Source organism: Actinotalea sp. Marseille-Q4924 (assembly GCF_916618755.1).
GTDB lineage: Bacteria > Actinomycetota > Actinomycetes > Actinomycetales > Cellulomonadaceae > Actinotalea.
In genome coordinates this window covers 999931-1016607 of sequence record NZ_CAKAKB010000003.1, presented here as the reverse complement: position 1 = coordinate 1016607, position 16677 = coordinate 999931, and the positions used below count along the sequence as shown (strand labels likewise).

Here is a 16677-nt window from a genome sequence, read left to right as displayed (position 1 = left end):
ACATGCGAAGGGCGGCGCTGCGGGGAGCCCCCGCAGCGCCGCCCTCCGACGTCGGGCGTCAGGCGCCGGTGGCGTACCAGAACGGGACGAGGAACGTGTCGTCCCCGCTGGTGATCGTCACGTCGCCCTCCGCGGTGGCGGCACCACGAGCGCTCATCGTGACCGTGAAGGTCGCCGTGCCGTTCGCCGGCAGCGCCAGGGTGGTCGCACTCAGGGTCAGTTGATCATCGTCCTCCGCGAGCGTCAGCGTGCGCGCCGCCTCACCGAGGTTGGAGACGGTGACCGTGAGGGTCTTCGTCACCGCCCGGTTGCCCTTGCTGGTGCCGAAGCTCAGCGACATCGGGTCGAAGGTGACCGTCGCCCCGGCGGCACGTGCCAGGTCGATCCGGCCGCCACCACGCTCCATGACACCGGCGAGCTTCCCGCCGACGACGTCGCTCCACACCTTCCGCTCGGCGTTGTTGCCGAGCAGCGACTTGACGTCGGCCGGGCTGAGCGCCGGGCGCTGGGCCAGCAGGAGCGCTGCGGAGCCTGCCGTGTGCGGGCTCGCCATGCTCGTGCCCTGCATCATGGCCCAGCCCAGCTGACCGGTCGCCTCGTCGAAGGCCGAGGAGTAGATGTTGACCCCAGGGGCGACGACGTCGGGCTTGAGGTTCTCGGTGAAGCGCGCGAAGCCGCGGGAGCTGAAACCCGCCACGATGTCCGCGTTGTCCGTCACGACCTCGACCGGGTTGCTGCCGTCGATGCTCACGGTGACGGGCCCAGCGGCGACGGCTGCCTTCAGCGCCGCGCCGTCCTGCTGACTCACCATCAGGGCCGGGATGGTCCCCGTGCCGCCCATGGCGATCGGGTCGCCGCCGGTGTTGTTGTAGACGAGGACCCCGAGCGCGCCGGCGGCCGCAGCGGAGGCCACCTTCGTCTCGAAGGTGCAGGCCCCGCGCTGGATGAGCACGACCTTCCCCGTGAGGTCCTGGCTCGTCGGGGTGCAGGCCGTCGCGTCGCCGGGCCAGGCCACGAGCGGGACGCCCGAGACCGGGTGCTCGGCGAACGGGTCGAAGTCGCCCACGGCGCCGCCGAAGTCGCCTGCCGAGCTGTCGACCAGGACGCCGACGTAGTGACGGTTGGTCGTGGCGCCCGACGTGAGGGCGCCGACGGCGTTGCCCGGCGAGCCGATGGTGCTCGGCCCTGGGCCCTCGTTGCCGGCGGACACGGCGACGACGAGACCAGCCGCTGTTGCCGCGTCGACGGCCTCCGCCAGGTAGTCGTGCGGACCCTGGATCGTCCCGCCCAGGCTCATGTTGACCACGTCCATGCCGTCGTCGACGGCGTCCTCGACCGCTCGCGCGATGTCGTGGCTGAACGCCGACCCGCCATAGGCGACGAACCCGGCGCCGAAGCCCGGGAAGACGTTGTAGTCGTACAGGTCCGCGCCGGGCGCGACCCCGCTGATCATGCCCTCGACGGCGCCGTCGGGGTCGACGACGGAGAGGTCCGTCTCGCAGCCGGCGACCGTGCCGGCGACGTGCGTGCCGTGGTTGAAGACGATGTCCTCACCGAATCCGGCCACGCCGGAGGCGTAGACCTTGTGCGGGATGTCGTCCTTGCACGCGAAGAACGCGTGGTCCTCACGGATTCCGCTGTCGATGATGCCGACGTCGACGCCGGTGCCGTCCGTCGCGGCGCCCACCTGGCCCTGCCAGACGGCGGGCGCGTTGATGATGTCCGGGCTGAGGTTCATCGTCGGGCGGTAGGTCCAGCTCTCCTGGACGTCGGCCACCTTGGGGCTCTTCAGAGCCGCAAGGCCGGCGCCGTTCAGCTGGACGGCGACGCCGTTGAGCACGGTGTCGTACTCAGCGACCACGGCGACGCCGGGGACCTGCTTCGCGAGGAACGCCTTGTAGCTCGCGCGCTCGTTCGCGAGGAAGCGCTCGTAGGCCTGGTAGGCCGGGCTCGCCGGGTCGAGGCGGCCCTTGAGCGGCTTGGTGCGCTCGAGGCCCTTGGTCCCCCCGGTGTAGGTCGCGAGCGGAGCGTCGGTGAACGTCACGATCGCGTAGCCGGTGCTGCTCGACGCCTGCTGTGGCGGCGCTGCTAACGCTGTGACGGGCGCGAGGACCAGTGCGGCCCCTGCTGTCGTCACGAGAAGTCTGCGGAGCATCGTGTCCCCTTCGGTCCCACGGGCGCCGTTGCCCGTGATTGCTGCACTCTACGCAGCGGATGTGACATAGGCCACGATCGCCGTCTCTGCATCTCGAAACGCCCCGGAAGGGATGAACGCGCGCACGTGCAGCACCCCTCCTTCGGGTGACCCGCGGTGTCATCCCGCGCCGACGACAGCGCGGGCCCGGGCCGTCACGTGGACGACCCGGGCCCGCCGGTCACTGCTCTTCCGCCGGCCGACGTGTCAGTCGGTGCGGTCGACCCGGAACTCCGGGCTCGTCCAGACCTCGACGTGGTCGGGGTTCGCGGGGTCACCCATCGGGCTCAGCGCCGTGACGCGGAGCTGGTAGACGCCGTCACCCACCGCGCGGGTGGACTTGCCGTTCGTCGTGGGCACTCGCCCGTCCCAGACCCGGACGCTGATGCCGGCAGAGTCACGGCCGACGTACGGCTCGTCGTGCACGAGGGTCGCGACCTTCTCGACCGCGCCCTTCTTGCCCTGCACGGTCTCGATGACCTCGATGGTCAGACGCTGTGCCGGGTGCTCCATGTGCAGGATCACCTGGGGGATGTCGCCGTCGGCCATCGTGTAGGAGTGACCCGTCGGGGCGAGGTCGTACTCGCCCCCGGCGACGCAGTCCGCTCCGATGAACCGGTCGCACCCCAGCAGGACGCCCATGGCCGGGAGCGGCAGGTCGCCCAGGTCGCCGAAGAGCTCGAGCGCCTGGTAGTCACCCGCGAAGCCCGCGAACGGCACGCTCAGCGCCGCACCCTCCTCCGGGGTGAAGAACAGCCAGCCGCCGTACTGGGCCAGGTTCAGGCCCGAGCCCGGTGCGATGGACACCGTCACGTCGACGGAGCCCCCGGCCGGGACGGTGACCGACGCGGGCATGTCCACGACGCTCTCGGCCCAGGCGTACGAGGGTGCGTCCGGGTTGCGGTGCGTGGAGATGCCGTCGTCGAAGGACGTCGCGTAGGTGACGTCCGTCTCGGCAGCGTTGGTGAGCGTCAGCGTGCGCTCGACCGGGCCGCCCTGGCTCTCGCCGAGCGAGAGCTTGCCCGGCAGGACCGACGTGGTCGACAGGATGGTGTCGTCGATGTCGATCATGCCCGCGCCCTGACGGTGGACCGAGTCGGCGAGGCCGATGCCCGAGTTGAGCGACCACGCGGCCGGGTCGGAGTGGTTCTGCAGCAGGTCACGCACCGTGTGCGCCTCGGTACCCGGGCGCGCCTCCAGGAGGAGGGCGACGGCGCCCGCGACGTGCGGGGCGGACATCGAGGTGCCGGAGAGCGTGGAGTACGCACCCTTCTCCAGCGGGTACGTCGACCAGATGTTCCCGCCCGGGGCACCCAGGTCGGGCTTGAGCTGCAGGTCCGCGGTCATGCCGTAGGAGCTGAAGCTCGAGATCAGGCCGCCCGTCGGGTTGACCGCCGTGCCGACACGGTCGGTCCAGGCGAGCGTGGCGCCGTCGGCGGTCGCGTTGACCATCTGAACGCCGTGGTCCCGGCTCACGCCGACGACCGGGATCGTGATCGGCTCGGCGCCGGCCACGGTGGCGGAGAAGAGCCCCGGCACGTTGTTGTAGAGCACGACCGCTGTGGCGCCGGCCTTCTGGGCGTTGAGCGCCTTCTCGTAGAAGGTGCAGGCGCCGCGCTGGATCAGGACGGCCTTGCCGGCGGCCACGGAGGAGGCGACCGGGTTGGCGTTGCACGACTGCGCCTGTGCGCTGCTCGGGGCCCCGGCGGACACGAGGTCCTCGGTGCCGGTCGTCGGCGGCTCAGGGGCGCTGCTCGCCGGCATGAACGGGAACTCGACCCCGTCCACCTCGAGCATCTGCGCCTTGACGTGGGTGTTGTCGAACGAGGCCACGCCGATGACGTCCTCGCCGACACCCGGGGCGCCGGCCGACCAGGTGCCGGAGGCACCGCTGTTGCCGATCGAGGCCACCATCACCACGCCGGCGTCGACCAGGTTGTCGCTGGCGACGGCGGTCGGGTAGCCGGGCCAGGTCTGGAAGGCCGCACCGATGGACTGGTTGACGACGTCCATGCCGTCCGCGAGCGCGCGCTCCATGGCGGCGACCATGATGTCGGACTCGGTCGAGCCGTCGCAGCCGAAGACGCGGTAGGCGCCGAGCTGGACGTCCGGGGCCACGCCGAGGGCGCCACCCTCCGCCGCGGGACGTGCGCCCACGATGCCCGCGACGTGCGTGCCGTGACCCTGGCAGTCGTCCGGGTTGCCGTCCGGCTGGGGGACCGGCTGGTAGGCGTCGGAGCTGGGGTCGGCGTTGTACGAGTCACCGACGAAGTCGTAGCCCGCGACGATCACGTCGCTCGGGAACGCGGTCGTGTCGTCCGTGCCGGAGCCACCCAGGTCGGGGTGGTCGAGGTCGACGCCGGTGTCGATGATGCCCACCTTGACGCCCTCGCCGGTGAACCCGAGCTCGCTCTGCGCGGCGTCGGCACCGGACATCGCGAGCGCCGTCGCCAGGTCCGGCGACGTGGCGGCCTGGGGCTCGGGCGCCTGGATCCGCAGGACGGGGTAGACCGCCCGGACGGAGGGCAGGCCCTCGACCGTGACCACGTCCTCGTCGGCGATCTCCGCCGAGACGCCGTTCCAGACCGACCGGAACGACTGCCGGACCTCGACGCTGACACCCTTGCCTGCGGCCTCGGCCTTGAACGAGCGCTCTGCGCGGTCCAGGGCGGCCTTGCTGCCGCCCTGCGTGGTCGGAGCTGCGGCCAGCTCGACGAACCAGCGGCCGGTGGGCGACGTCACCGTCGCGTCCTCCAGCCCGCCGGCGGTGGGTACGTCCACGCCGTAGTCGGCGGCCGTGCCGAGGTCGCGCTCCGGCGACTCGGTCGCCGCTGCCATGGGTGCTGTCGCGCCGGCGACCAGGACGGCCATCGTCCCGATGCCGGCACCGAGCCGACGACGCGCCGTTGCGCCCCGGCTCCTCGTGGTGCGTGATGCCATGTGGTGCTTCCCCTTGTGAGGTCCAGACCCCGCGGAGTGACGGGGGTGCGGGTGACTTTACTCACAGGTTTTCACCCGGGTGACCAGGCACGCGGCGCCTCGCTGTCGCAAATCCGGACGAACTCACCGCACCACCCACGCCCGCGGGCGAGGAGGTCGGGTGGTGCCTCGAGGGCCAATCGACGCAGAGCTGGTGCCGCGCAGGTCGGTGGGTCCGGGCCGCCGTAGGGCGGGCCCTGGCCTCCGACACCACCGAGGTGGCCGAGGACAGGATTGCCACCTCGGCGAGATTCCGGAGCGCATCGCGGCAGATCCGGGCGAGCGTAGCCGCCCTCAGCGCGGCATGAGCGGATGGCCGTGCGCTCCCGGGCGTCATGGGCCTCGAGGCAGCTGATGGCCTTGTCGTGTCTCCACCGTTCGAGGACCCTGGCTCGTATGAGGCCCATCGAGTTCGAGCTCGAGCGCACGATCAGGGCACCGATCGACCAGGTGTTCGCACGGCTCGTCGACATCGACGGGCACAACGACTGGATGGCCGACACGGGGAGCATGCTCAAGCACACCCGCCAGACCTCCCCTGGGAAGCCCGGGGTCGGTACGACGTTCGTCGACGAGACGAGCCAGGGCACCGTGCCCGGTGAGATCGTCGAGATGGAAGCCCCGCACACGCTCGTGTACCACTGGTGGGACAGTTCGGCGTCGGGCCGGCTGAAGTTCGAGGGCTGGCCCAGCTACCACCTGCAGCCGTCCGGCGAGAGCGAGACGCTGGTCCGCCATCGCGGCCAGCTGGTGTCGTACGGCCTGTGGCGTCTGGGCGCGCCGATCTGGCGGCGTATGGCCGTCAGAGAACGCACCATCACGGTCGACGCGCTCAAGGCATCGTTCGAGCGAGACGCGGGCTCTGCTCCTGGGTGAGCGGCACCAGCCGCCCAGAGCCGGGGGTCGAGCGCAACACCAGCATGCCTGAGGCCGCGCCGACAACCCCTCGACGCAGGTTGAATCCAGCGCCTCGCACCACCCCGCTCGTCGGCAGAGCCGGAATGTCTCTGCTGCTGAGGGCAGCTCGGAGCAGCACCTGTTCATGATCCGTGTCGCCCAGGACGCGATGCAGGCCGTCGCTGAGCTGAACACCGGTTATCGCGCACCGGCCGAGGTGCGCGTCCTGCTGACGCGACTGATGGCTCGGCGCCGCTGTCACGGTCGTGCCCGGGGTGACGATCGGCGACGGGGCCATCGTCGGCGCCGGCGCGGTCGTCACCAAGGACGTACCGGCCAACGCGATCGTCGCCGGTGTACCGGCACGGCTCATCCGCACCACGGGGTTCGACGCCTGATACCTCGCCGACCGCTGGGGGGTCAGGTGGGGCCGTGGCAGGCGCGCCTCCGGCACGCCTCGGCGACGACGACGCTCAACACCTACGCGCACCTGTGGCCGGACACAGAAGAGTCCACACGGGCCGCCGTCGATGTCGTCCTGACGGCCCGTGCGGACTCTCTGCGGCCTGGGAAGGCCTGAACGCAGCGTTACTGCACGTCAGACGCCCTCCGAGGCTCAGCAGTCGAAGTAGAGCTCGAACTCGTGCGGGTGCGGGCGCAGGCGGATCGGGTCGATCTCGTGGGTCCGCTTGAAGTCGATCCACGTCTCGATGAGGTCGGGCGTGAAGACGCCGCCCTCGGTGAGGTAGTCGTGGTCGGCCTCGAGGGCGTCGAGCGCCTCGGTCAGCGACGCCGGGACCTGCTGGATGGAGGCGTGCTCCTCGGGGGGCAGCTCGTACAGGTCCTTGTCGACGGGCTCCGGCGGCTCGATCTTGTTCTTGATGCCGTCGAGGCCCGCCATGAGCATCGCGGCGAACGCCAGGTACGGGTTCGAGGACGCGTCCGGGACGCGGAACTCGATCCGCTTGGCCTTGGGGCTCGAGCCCGTCACGGGGATGCGCACGCACGCGGAGCGGTTGCGCGCCGAGTAGACCAGGTTGACCGGGGCCTCGTAGCCGGGCACCAGGCGGTGGTAGCTGTTCACCGTCGGGTTGGTGAACGCGAGCAGGGACGGTGCGTGCTTGAGCAGGCCGCCGATGTACCAGCGGGCCATGTCCGACAGGCCGCCGTAGCCCTTCTCGTCGTAGAAGAGGGGGTCGCCGTCCTTCCACAGCGACTGGTGGCAGTGCATGCCCGAGCCGTTGTCACCGAAGAGCGGCTTGGGCATGAACGTCACCGTCCGGCCGTTGCGGTGCACGACGTTCTTGACGATGTACTTGAACTGCATGACCTTGTCCGCGGACTTGGCCAGCGTGTCGAAGCGGTAGTTGATCTCCGCCTGGCCGGCGGTGCCGACCTCGTGGTGGGAGCGCTCGACCTGCAGGCCCGCCTTGTCGAGCTCCTCGCAGATCTCGTCCCGCAGGTCGGCGAAGTGGTCGACCGGGGGCACGGGGAAGTAGCCGCCCTTGTACGGGGTCTTGTGCCCGAGGTTGCCGCCGTCCTCCTTGCGGCCGGTGTTCCACGCGGCCTCGATGGAGTCGATGTGGTAGTAGCTCTCCGACTGGCTCGTGTGGAACCGGATGTCGTCGAAGATGTAGAACTCCGCCTCGGGGGCGAAGAAGGCGGTGTCCGCGATGCCGGTGGACTTGAGGTAGGCCTCCGCCTTCGCGGCGATCTGACGCGGGTCACGGCTGTACGGCTCGTCCGTGTACGGGTCGACGATCGACATGTTGATGATGAGCGTCTTGCGGTCCCGGAACGGGTCGAGGTACGCCGTCGAGATGTCCGCCAGCAGCTTCATGTCGGACTCGTGGATGGCCTGGAAGCCACGGATCGAGGAGCCGTCGAACATCTGGCCCTCGGTGAAGAAGCTCGTGTCCACGGTGGACGCCGGCACGTTGAAGTGCTGCATCACGCCGGGCAGGTCGCAGAAGCGGACGTCGACGAACTGCACGCCCTCCTCCTGGATGAAAGCCATGAGCTCGTCTGCGGAACTGAACATGCAGTGCTCTCCTCGATTCGGTGCTCGCGCAGGCGCAGGCATGCGGGGGGATGGGCGACGGTGACGAACCTAGGCGGGCGCGGTTTCCCGGCGGTGTACCTCATGTTTCCGTCGCGTTACCGAGGGGACCCCGCGGCGCCGAGCGGCCGTGCGCGCACCACAGAACCGCCACAGGGGCCGCCGATACCCTGCTGTCGTGGCAGCGCGACGTGGTGACATCGGCTCGTGGCTCGAGGGCGCGCCCGGCGGTGGGGCCTCCGAGGGCGGCCGGGCCGAGGACACGACCGCTCGGCGCGACCTCGGCCTGCCCGCCACGGGCCCGGGCTCGATGGCGGCACTCGGTCGCCGTGTGGTCGGGATCGTCGTGGACTGGGGGCTCGCGTCGCTCATCAGCGCGGCCTTCTTCGGCCGCGACGAGTGGGCCACGCTCGCGATCTTCGGTGTCTCCACCGCGGTGCTCGTGTCGACGCTCGGCACGACGATCGGCCACCGGGTCGCCGGGATCCAGGTGGCCCGGCTCGTCGACGTGACGAGCGCCCTGGGGGAGCGGTCCGTACGTCGCGGCCCGGCGTCGGCGACGCCGTCGGCCGGCCTCCCGGGAACCCTGCCTCCGCCCGGACCCGTGCTGGGCCTCGTGCGGACGGTGCTCCTGTGCCTCGTCATCCCGGCGGTCGTGTGGGACGGCTCGGGCCGCGGGCTGCACGACGTCGCCGCGGGCACCGTCATCGTCCGTCGCTGACGGTCCGGGCCGAGGGCCCGGCGACGGTCAGCGTCCGCGCATGCCCTTGCGGTCCGGCCGTGCCTTGAACGGGTCGATGCCCTTGGGCACGGGGAGGCGTGCCCCACCGAGGGCCCGCAGGCGCTTCCCGACCTCTGCGACCTCCTGCTTCGTCAGCGTCGGCTTGAGCTTCTTCACGGCACCGGGCAGCTTGCGCAAGGGCACCTGGCCCTCCCCGTTGCCGGACTGCAGCAGGGTGATCGGCACGTTGGGCAGCACGCGGGCCACCTTCTTCCGCTCCGCCTCGAGCAGCCGCTGCGCCCGGTGGGGGTTGCCCTCGGCCACCAGCACGATGCCCGGTCGGCCGAGACCGCGGAAGACGATCTCCTGCCCGCGCGGGTCCACCGCCACCGGCTCCTCCGGGAACTCCCAGCCGCGCCGGATGGTCCGCAGCGCGGAGAGGGACGCGCCCGGCTGGCCCTCGATCTGCCGGTACGCGGCCGACTCGGCGCGCCGGGCCAGGAGGAACAGCGCCGCCAGGAAGGCGAAGGGCAGCGTGACGATCGTCGCGTAGACGGGGCGACCGAACGCCAGCCCGATGCCGATGCCCGCGGCGAGCACGCCCACGAACGCCAGGAGCACCCACCACGTCACGGCGGGGTCGACCCGCCGCGTCATCTGGAAGGCCTCCCAGACCCGGTGGTACCACCGGACCTTCTTGACCTTCTTCGGCGTGCCTCCGGCCGCGTCAGCGGCGGACGAGGGCGTGGTGGATCGAGAGCGGGCCATGGGCCACGAGTCTACTGGCCGTTCAGCGACGGCTGAGCAGGCTGGAGGCCTCCTGCCGGGCGCTGCCCGGCGTCGCGAGGTGGGAGAGCGCCTCGGGGATCGTCTCCCCGCGGCGCGTCATCGCCTGCGCCCACAGGCGGCCGGCGCGGTAGGACGACCGCACCAGCGGCCCCGACATGACGCCGAGGAAGCCGATCCGCTCGGCCTCCTCGGACAGGGCCACGAACTCCTCCGGCTTGACCCACCGCTCGACCGGGTGGTGGCGGACCGAGGGCCGCAGGTACTGCGTGATCGTGAGCAGGTCACAGCCGGCGTCGTGCAGGTCCTGCAGCGCCGCGACGACCTCGTCGTACGTCTCACCCATGCCGAGGATGAGGTTCGACTTCGTGACGAAGCCGTCGTCCCGGGCCGACCGGATGACCGACAGCGACCGGTCGTAGCGGAAGGCCGGTCGGATGGTCTTGAAGATCCGCGGCACCGTCTCGACGTTGTGCGCGAGCACCTCCGGCCGGGAGGAGAAGACCTCCGCCAGCTGCTCCGGGCGGGCGTTGAAGTCGGGGATGAGCAGCTCGACGCCGGTCCCGGGGCTCACCGTGTGGATCTGCCGCACGGTCTCGGCGTAGAGCCAGGCGCCGCCGTCGGGCAGGTCGTCGCGGGCCACGCCGGTGATCGTGGAGTACCGCAAGCCCATCGCCCGGACGGACTCGGCCACGCGCCGCGGCTCGTCACGGTCCTCGTCGGCGGGCTTGCCGGTGTCGATCTGGCAGAAGTCGCACCGTCGGGTGCACTGGTCGCCGCCGATGAGGAACGTGGCCTCGCGGTCCTCCCAGCACTCGAAGATGTTGGGGCAGCCCGCCTCCTCGCAGACCGTGTGCAGCTTCTCGCCCTGGACCAGCTTCTTCAGCTCGGTGTACTCCGGACCCATCGTCGCCCGGGTGCGGATCCACTCGGGCTTCTTCTCGATCGGTGTCGCGGCGTTGCGCGCCTCGACGCGGAGCATGCGGCGGCCCTCGGGTGCGATCGTCACGCCGACCACTCTACGTCAGTCGTCGGACGACCTCCCGGCCCGCCGCACCGCTCGCAGGAGGCGCTCAGACGGCGGCCGACGGTGCCGCGGCGTCGGTGACCGCGCGCAGCGGCCGCAGCGCGGCAGCGAGCTCCTCCCGCAGCAGCGGGAGCACCTCGAGCACCGTGACGTCGCGACCCAGCTCGGCCGAGAGGGACGTCACGTCCGCGTCGTCGATGCCGCACGGCACGATGCGCCCGAACGCCCCGAGGTCCGGGTCGCAGTTGAGCGCGAGGCCGTGCATCGTGACGCCCTTGGCGACCCGCACGCCGATGGCGCAGACCTTGCGGTCGCGCCGCGGAACCATGCCGTCGGCGACGTCCTGCGGGTCGTCGGCGGCGACCCACACGCCGCTGCGGCCCTCGACGCGGCCGGCGGTCACCCCGAGGCGGGCGCACACGGCCATGACGGCGGCCTCCAGCGCCCGCACGTAGGCGACGACGTCGACGGGCTGGCGCAGCCGCACCAACGGGTAGGCGACGAGCTGCCCGGGGCCGTGCCACGTGATCTTCCCGCCCCGGTCGACGTCGACCACGGGCGTGCCGTCGACCGGGCGGTCCCATGACGCCGTCCGCTTCCCGGCGGTGTAGACGCTCTCGTGCTCCAGCAGGAGGACCGTGTCCGGACGCGAGCCGTCCACCACGTCAGCGTGGACGGCCCGCTGCAGGGCCCAGGTCGGCTCGTAGGGCAGGTGACGGACGCCGAGACCCAGGTCGACGGTCAGCAGACCGTCGACCTCGAGCGTGTCTCCGTCCAGCGGCGGGGGAGCCAGGTGGGGGGTCACGGGGGCGAGGTCGGGCACACCGTCACGGTACGTCAGCGCGCGGGTTCTCAGGCGCCCGGCGGCCGTCCCGCGGTGCACCAGGCCGGCTCGGGACGCTCTCGCGGGCCGGTGGGCGGAAGGCGTGGCCGTCCGTGGCCGGTCCGTGGGGGGTCGGGTCGTCCCAGCCCTCGTCGTGGGGGTGCGCCGCCAGCATGAGGGCCAGGAGCTCCCGCAGCTGCTCCACCTGGTGCGGCTCCAGGCCGCGGACGCTCATCTCCTCGGCCGGGCGCGGGTCGCCCGCCTCGACCATGACCGCCCGGCCCGCCGGCGTCAGCGCGACCTCGTGGCGCCGACGGTCCGTCGGGTGCTGCTCGCGTGCGATGTACCCCGAGCGCTCCATCCGCGCGAGGATCCGGCTCATCGTCTGCTCCGTCACGCCGTTGGCGCGCGCCAGGTCGCGCTGGGAGTGCGGGCCCCGGGCGAGGTGGAAGAGCACCGGCAGGCTCGCGTGGTTGAGGTCCCACGCGTCGAGGTGCGCGTTCCACTCCCGTTCGATGCGTCGCGCGACCGCGGACAGCAGGCGGCCGGTCGGCCAGTGCCCCGTGCGCTCCACGTCACCTCCGCGTGCCCCGAGTGCTTCCTGAGAACCAGCACAGGGAGGCTGGTTTGTCCCTCGAGGCTAGTGCGCGCCATGATACTCAGCATGCTGAGCGATTCGAGGGGCCGACGGCGCGGGTTCCTGCGCGGGTCGGCCGTCCTGGGTGTCCTGCTGGTGTGGCTGACCCTCGCGGGGGTCGGCGGCCAGTCCATCGGCAAGCTGTCCGAGGTGCAGGAGAACGACGCCGCGGCGTTCCTGCCCCGCAGCGCCGAGTCGACCAGGGCTGCCGAGCTCGCGAAGGGCTTCTCCGACCAGGACGTGCTGCCGGCGATCGTCGTCGTCGAGGGCGACGGGCAGCTCACCCCCGAGCAGCTGGTCGCCGTGGAGGAGCTCGCGGCAGCCGTGCCTGCACTCGAGATCGGCGACGGCCGGACGGTGGAGGACGTGCTGCTGGCCCCGGTCGTCCCGGTGCCGTCCGAGGACGGCGAGGCGGTGCTGCTGGCCCTGACGCTCGACGGCGCGGCCGTCCAGGAGACCGTGGGCGAGGAGCGCGTCCTCAACGAGGTCGTCACCGCACTGCGGGAGGCGGCCGCCGACCTGGACGACGCCGGGCTCGAGGCGTGGGTGACGGGCCCCGCCGGGGCGGTCGCCGACCTGGTCGAGGCGTTCGGGGGCATCGACGGCATCCTGCTGCTCGTGGCCCTCGTGGTCGTGTTCGTCATCCTCGTGCTCGTCTACCGGTCGCCCAGCCTGCCGTTCACCGTGCTGTTCACGTCGGTGTTCGCCCTCGCGGCGGCCGGGCTGGGCGTCTACCAGCTGGCGGCGGCCGGGGTGCTCGTCCTCAACGGCCAGAGCCAGGGCATCCTCTTCATCCTCGTCGTGGGTGCCGCGACGGACTACTCGCTGCTCATCGTCGCGCGGTACCGCGAGGAGCTGACGCGCGTGGCGTCCCCGTACTCGGCGATGCGGCGCGCCCTGCGCGCCTCGATCGAGCCGATCGCCGCGAGCGCGGGAACCGTCATCGCCGGTCTGCTGACGCTCCTCCTGTCCGACCTCACGTCGAACTCCAGCCTCGGCCCGGTCGCGGCGATCGGGATCGTCGCGGCCTTCGTCGCCTCCCTCACGCTGCTGCCGGCCCTCCTGCTCCTCGGGGGGCACCGCTTCGCGAGGCTCATCTTCTGGCCGCGCGTGCCTCGGCCGTCGTCGGCCGACGCGGACGCCGACCACGTCGAGAGCCTCGCGGAGGTCGAGGCGCGCAACGGGGTCTGGGGTCGCGTGTCGCGGCTCATCGGCCGCCGCCCTCGCCTCGTGTGGGTGAGCACCGCCGTCGTCCTCCTCGCCGCCACGGCGTTCGTGCCGCAGCTGCGGGCCAGCGGGACGAGCGAGACGGACGTCTTCCTCACCGAGGTCGAGTCGGTCGCGGGGCAGGACGTCGTCGCCCGGCACTTCCCGGCCGGCCAGGTGCAGCCGGTCACGGTGTTCGCGCCCGAGGCCGACCTCGACGTCGTGCTCGAGGCGGTCCTCGCGACCGACGGCGTGGACTCCGCAGCGCCCGTGGCCGAGGCGTCCGGCCCGCCCGGGGCGCCGCCCGCGCCCGACGCCCCGCCCCGCGTCGTCGACGGCGTCGTCCAGATCCAGGCCGTGACGTCCGCCGGCTCCGAGACGCAAGACGCCGTCGAGGTCGTCTCCGACGTCCGAGCCGCCGTCAGCGAGGTGTCGCCGGAGACCGTCGTCGGCGGGGCGGCCGCGCAGCGCCTGGACACCCAGGAGACCAGCGTCCGGGACCTCAAGGTCATCGTCCCGACGGTCCTCGTCGTGATCCTGGTCGTGCTCATCGGCCTGCTGCGCTCGATCGTCGCGCCGGTGCTGCTGCTCGGCGCCAACCTGCTCAGCCTCGGCGCGACGCTCGGCATCGCGGCGGTGGTCTTCAACGACGTCCTCGGGTTCCCCGGCGCCGATCCCGTCGTCCCGCTCTACGCGTTCGTCTTCCTCGTCGCGCTCGGCATCGACTACTCGATCTTCCTCATGACCCGTGTCCGGGAGGAGTCGCTGCGGCACGGCACGCGGGAGGGGACGCGTCGCGGCCTGACGGTGACGGGCGGCGTGATCACGAGCGCGGGCGTCGTGCTGGCCGCGACCTTCGGGGCGCTGGCCGTGCTGCCGCTCCTGTTCCTCGTGCAGCTCGCCTTCCTCGTCGCGCTCGGTGTGCTCATCGACACGCTCGTCGTGCGGAGCCTGCTCGTGCCGGGCCTCATCCACGACATCGGTCGGGCATCCTGGTGGCCGTGGCAGCGACGAGTCCCGGCGGACGACACCCTCACGGAGATCCCTCAGCGACGCGAGGAGCCGGTGGCGAGCAGGTGACGTCACCGGCCACCGACGACGTCCCCCGCCTGCGGGTGGGCGTCGTCGGCTACGGGGACGCGGGACGTGGCATCCACGCGCGGCTCCTCAGGGTGGCGGGTCACGTGGTGACGGCCGTCGTCACGCGATCGGACGAGCGCGCCGCGCTGGCCGGGTCGGACTGGCCCGGGGTGCGCGTCCACGGGGACGTCGAGGGGCTCCTGGGCGACGCGGGGGACCTCGACGTCGTCGTGGTGGCGTCCCCGACGGGCCGCCACGTCGAGCACGCCCTGGCGGCGGTCGATGCGGGCGTCCCCGTCGTCGTCGACAAGCCCCTCGCCCTGGACGAGCAGGATGCGCGCCGCGTCGCCGACGCCGCGGAGGCCGCGGGCGTGCCGCTCACGGTCTTCCAGAACAGGCGGTGGGACGCCGAGCAGCTGACCCTCGCCGGCCTGCTCGCCGACGGCGCCCTGGGCACCGTGCACCGGTTCGAGCGGCGATGGGAGCGGTGGCGCCCCGTGCCGAAGGACCGGTGGAAGGAGAACGCCGTCGGCGAGGGTGGGGGGCTCCTGCTCGACCTCGGCGCCCACCTGGTCGACTCGGCCGTCCAGCTCTTCGGCCCGGTGAGGACCGTCTACGCGGAGCTGAGGGCGATCACGACGCCCACGGAGGACGACGTCTTCCTGGCCCTGCGGCACGAGGCCGGCACGACGAGCCACCTGTGGGCCGGCGGCATCGTGGGAGCACCCGGGCCGCGCACGAGGGTCCTCGGTGACCGTGCAGCCTTCCTCGTCACGCGGTTCGAGGGGGAGGCCACACCGTTCGCAGGGATGGACCCGGGGCCGGACCACGAGGGCTGGCTCGTCCACGGCGACGAGATGCGGCCCGTGCCGCGCGCCGCCGGGGGCCACGAGGACTACTACCGGCTCGTCGGCCGGTGGCTCGGGGCCGGCGGTCCGGTGCCCGTCGACCCTCGTGACGCCGTCGCCACCGCCTGGGTGCTCGACGCCGCCCGCCGCAGCGCGTCCAGCGGCGAGGTCGTCACCCTGGGCTGAGGTGCACGCCACCCTGTGGACGACGACCACGGCCCGCGTCGCCGTGCTGACATGGGCCTGTGCGGGGGGAGACGAGCGGGTGGGCCGCCGGCGAGGTCGTGCGGCTGCTGTCCGAGCTGGGCGCGCCCCTCGCCGCGCTCCACGCCCGGGGGGAGGCGCACGGCGGGCTGGCGGAGCCGGTGCCCTGGGAGCGCGACGTCTCGGGCCGGGTGACCCTGCGACCGACACGGTGCGTCGCCGCCACGGCGGACGACGACGTGCGGGCGCTGGCAGGAGCTGCGCTCGGGCTGCTCGGCCGGCTCCCCGGCGAGTGCGCGGACGTCCCGGCGGACGTCGTAGCGGTGGACCCCACCGGCGGGCCCGGACCGGGAGACCGTGGGCCGGCCTGGTCGATCAGCGATGAGCCCGCGTGGTCGGCCGCGAGGCAGCCCGGTCCCGAGGCGGTCGAGCTGACGGTACCGACCGTGCCGACATGCGCGTTCGACGACGTGCCGCGCGAGCGCCTGCGCCACGTCCTGCTCCTCGCGGCGGACGGGACGCGGCGAGCTCCCACCGTCGCGCTGCTCGTGGAGCAGGCCCTCGCCGTCGCGGACCCGGCGCCCGTGCGCCGGGCCGATCCCGCCGTCCTCGCGCGGGCGGCGCTGGTGCGCAGCGCCGGTGAGGCCGCGGGACCGCCCGGGGCACGCCATCGCCGCCACGGACCCGCCCGCGGCGCCCGGGTCCCGGTGGTCGCGGGAGCCGCGGCGCTGGTCGTCGGCCTGGCGGCGCTCGGCGTACTGGCACCAGGAGGGGCCGACGACGTCGTGCCCGACCGGGCCGCGCCGTACCGGACGGCCGCGCTCGGCGCACGGCTGGAGAGCGAGGTGCTGCTCCTCACGCACGCCCGCGCCGCGGCCCTGACGCACGGACGACTGCTGCCCCTCCTGCGCGTCACCGAGCCGGGGTCACCCGCTGCCGCCGCGGACCTCGCGCTCTTCACGGGTCGGCACGGGTCGCCGTCGGGCACCGCGGCCGCGGGGCGGCCCTCGGGGCAGGTGCCGGTGGAGGTGCGGGTGGAGGAGCTCGCGGTCCTCGCGTCGGACGAGGACTCCAGCCGGGTGCGGCTCGTCGCGGCCGTGGGGACCCGCGGGCAGGAGACCACGGCACGCGGGGTCGTCCTCACCCTGTCCGCGGAGTCCGGGGTGTGGCGGGTCCGGGACGTGGCCCCCGCCCAGGGCACCGGGGAGGGGTGACC

12 protein-coding genes and 1 pseudogene are annotated in these 16677 nt (G+C 72.6%); 6 read left to right on the top strand and 7 right to left on the bottom strand.

What is annotated here, in order from left to right:
- Positions 1-58: 58 nt before the first annotated feature.
- Entirely contained in the window at positions 59-2155 is a 2097-nt protein-coding gene (locus tag LG379_RS11370; RefSeq protein WP_304522440.1) for a S8 family serine peptidase, read from the bottom strand.
- A 246-nt stretch (positions 2156-2401) separates the two neighbouring features.
- The gene (locus LG379_RS17005; RefSeq protein ID WP_304522439.1) at positions 2402-5134 is read right to left on the bottom strand and encodes a S8 family serine peptidase; all 2733 of its coding nucleotides are present in this window, start codon (positions 5132-5134) and stop codon (positions 2402-2404) included.
- 435 nt (positions 5135-5569) lie between these two features.
- Between LG379_RS17005 and LG379_RS11355 the strand changes: the two genes are divergently transcribed.
- Together LG379_RS11355 and LG379_RS11350 are read left to right on the top strand one after the other, a co-directional pair.
- On the top strand, positions 5570-6049 hold the full coding sequence (locus LG379_RS11355) for an SRPBCC family protein (RefSeq protein ID WP_225754642.1): 480 nt from the start codon (positions 5570-5572) through the stop codon (positions 6047-6049).
- Between the two features lie 263 nt (positions 6050-6312).
- Positions 6313-6468: pseudogene (locus LG379_RS11350) on the top strand (sugar O-acetyltransferase); the annotation flags it as partial.
- Positions 6469-6686: 218 nt separating this feature from the next.
- On the opposite strand, the gene glnA reads toward LG379_RS11350, so the two are convergent.
- Complete coding sequence (gene glnA / locus LG379_RS11345; protein WP_225754641.1) at positions 6687-8111, bottom strand: type I glutamate--ammonia ligase; 1425 nt, start codon at positions 8109-8111, stop codon at positions 6687-6689.
- Between the two features lie 196 nt (positions 8112-8307).
- Between glnA and LG379_RS11340 the strand changes: the two genes are divergently transcribed.
- Entirely contained in the window at positions 8308-8850 is a 543-nt protein-coding gene (locus LG379_RS11340; protein ID WP_225754640.1) for an RDD family protein, read from the top strand.
- Between the two features lie 27 nt (positions 8851-8877).
- Here the strand turns inward: LG379_RS11340 and LG379_RS11335 are convergent, their stop codons facing one another.
- The 4 genes from LG379_RS11335 to LG379_RS11320 all read right to left on the bottom strand — a co-directional run bounded on the left by LG379_RS11335 (position 8878) and on the right by LG379_RS11320 (position 12060).
- Complete coding sequence (locus LG379_RS11335) at positions 8878-9618, bottom strand: DUF4191 domain-containing protein (RefSeq protein WP_225754639.1); 741 nt, start codon at positions 9616-9618, stop codon at positions 8878-8880.
- Positions 9619-9640: 22 nt separating this feature from the next.
- Complete coding sequence (lipA, locus tag LG379_RS11330) at positions 9641-10645, bottom strand: lipoyl synthase (RefSeq protein ID WP_225754638.1); 1005 nt, start codon at positions 10643-10645, stop codon at positions 9641-9643.
- 64 nt (positions 10646-10709) lie between these two features.
- The gene (lipB, locus tag LG379_RS11325) at positions 10710-11411 is read right to left on the bottom strand and encodes a lipoyl(octanoyl) transferase LipB (protein WP_225754950.1); all 702 of its coding nucleotides are present in this window, start codon (positions 11409-11411) and stop codon (positions 10710-10712) included.
- A 79-nt stretch (positions 11412-11490) separates the two neighbouring features.
- Positions 11491-12060 (bottom strand): MarR family winged helix-turn-helix transcriptional regulator, encoded by a 570-nt coding sequence (locus LG379_RS11320; RefSeq protein ID WP_225754637.1) that lies wholly within the window; start codon positions 12058-12060, stop codon positions 11491-11493.
- A 90-nt stretch (positions 12061-12150) separates the two neighbouring features.
- Here LG379_RS11320 and LG379_RS11315 point away from each other — a divergent pair, with 90 nt between their 5' ends.
- From LG379_RS11315 to LG379_RS11305, 3 genes are read left to right on the top strand one after another with little or no spacing between them, the layout of a single operon-like run.
- Positions 12151-14409, top strand: a complete 2259-nt coding sequence (locus tag LG379_RS11315) for an MMPL family transporter (RefSeq protein ID WP_225754636.1) — start codon at positions 12151-12153, stop codon at positions 14407-14409.
- Positions 14406-15443 carry a Gfo/Idh/MocA family protein gene (locus LG379_RS11310; protein WP_225754635.1) on the top strand — a complete coding sequence of 346 codons (1038 nt, stop codon included), beginning with the start codon at positions 14406-14408 and terminating at the stop codon, positions 15441-15443. Before LG379_RS11315 ends, LG379_RS11310 begins: the two co-directional genes overlap by 4 nt.
- A gap of 59 nt (positions 15444-15502) precedes the next feature.
- Positions 15503-16675 carry a hypothetical protein gene (locus LG379_RS11305; protein WP_225754634.1) on the top strand — a complete coding sequence of 391 codons (1173 nt, stop codon included), beginning with the start codon at positions 15503-15505 and terminating at the stop codon, positions 16673-16675.
- Positions 16676-16677: the final 2 nt, after the last annotated feature.

What these genes read in the sequence shown, in the direction of transcription:
- LG379_RS11370 (WP_304522440.1), bottom strand. Translation starts at nt 2,155, where the DNA reads ATGCTCCGCAGACTTCTCGTGACGACAGCAGGGGCCGCACTGGTCCTC.
- LG379_RS17005 (WP_304522439.1), bottom strand. Translation starts at nt 5,134, where the DNA reads ATGGCATCACGCACCACGAGGAGCCGGGGCGCAACGGCGCGTCGTCGG.
- LG379_RS11355 (WP_225754642.1), top strand. Translation starts at nt 5,570, where the DNA reads ATGAGGCCCATCGAGTTCGAGCTCGAGCGCACGATCAGGGCACCGATC.
- glnA (WP_225754641.1), bottom strand. Translation starts at nt 8,111, where the DNA reads ATGTTCAGTTCCGCAGACGAGCTCATGGCTTTCATCCAGGAGGAGGGC.
- LG379_RS11335 (WP_225754639.1), bottom strand. Translation starts at nt 9,618, where the DNA reads ATGGCCCGCTCTCGATCCACCACGCCCTCGTCCGCCGCTGACGCGGCC.
- LG379_RS11315 (WP_225754636.1), top strand. Translation starts at nt 12,151, where the DNA reads ATGCTGAGCGATTCGAGGGGCCGACGGCGCGGGTTCCTGCGCGGGTCG.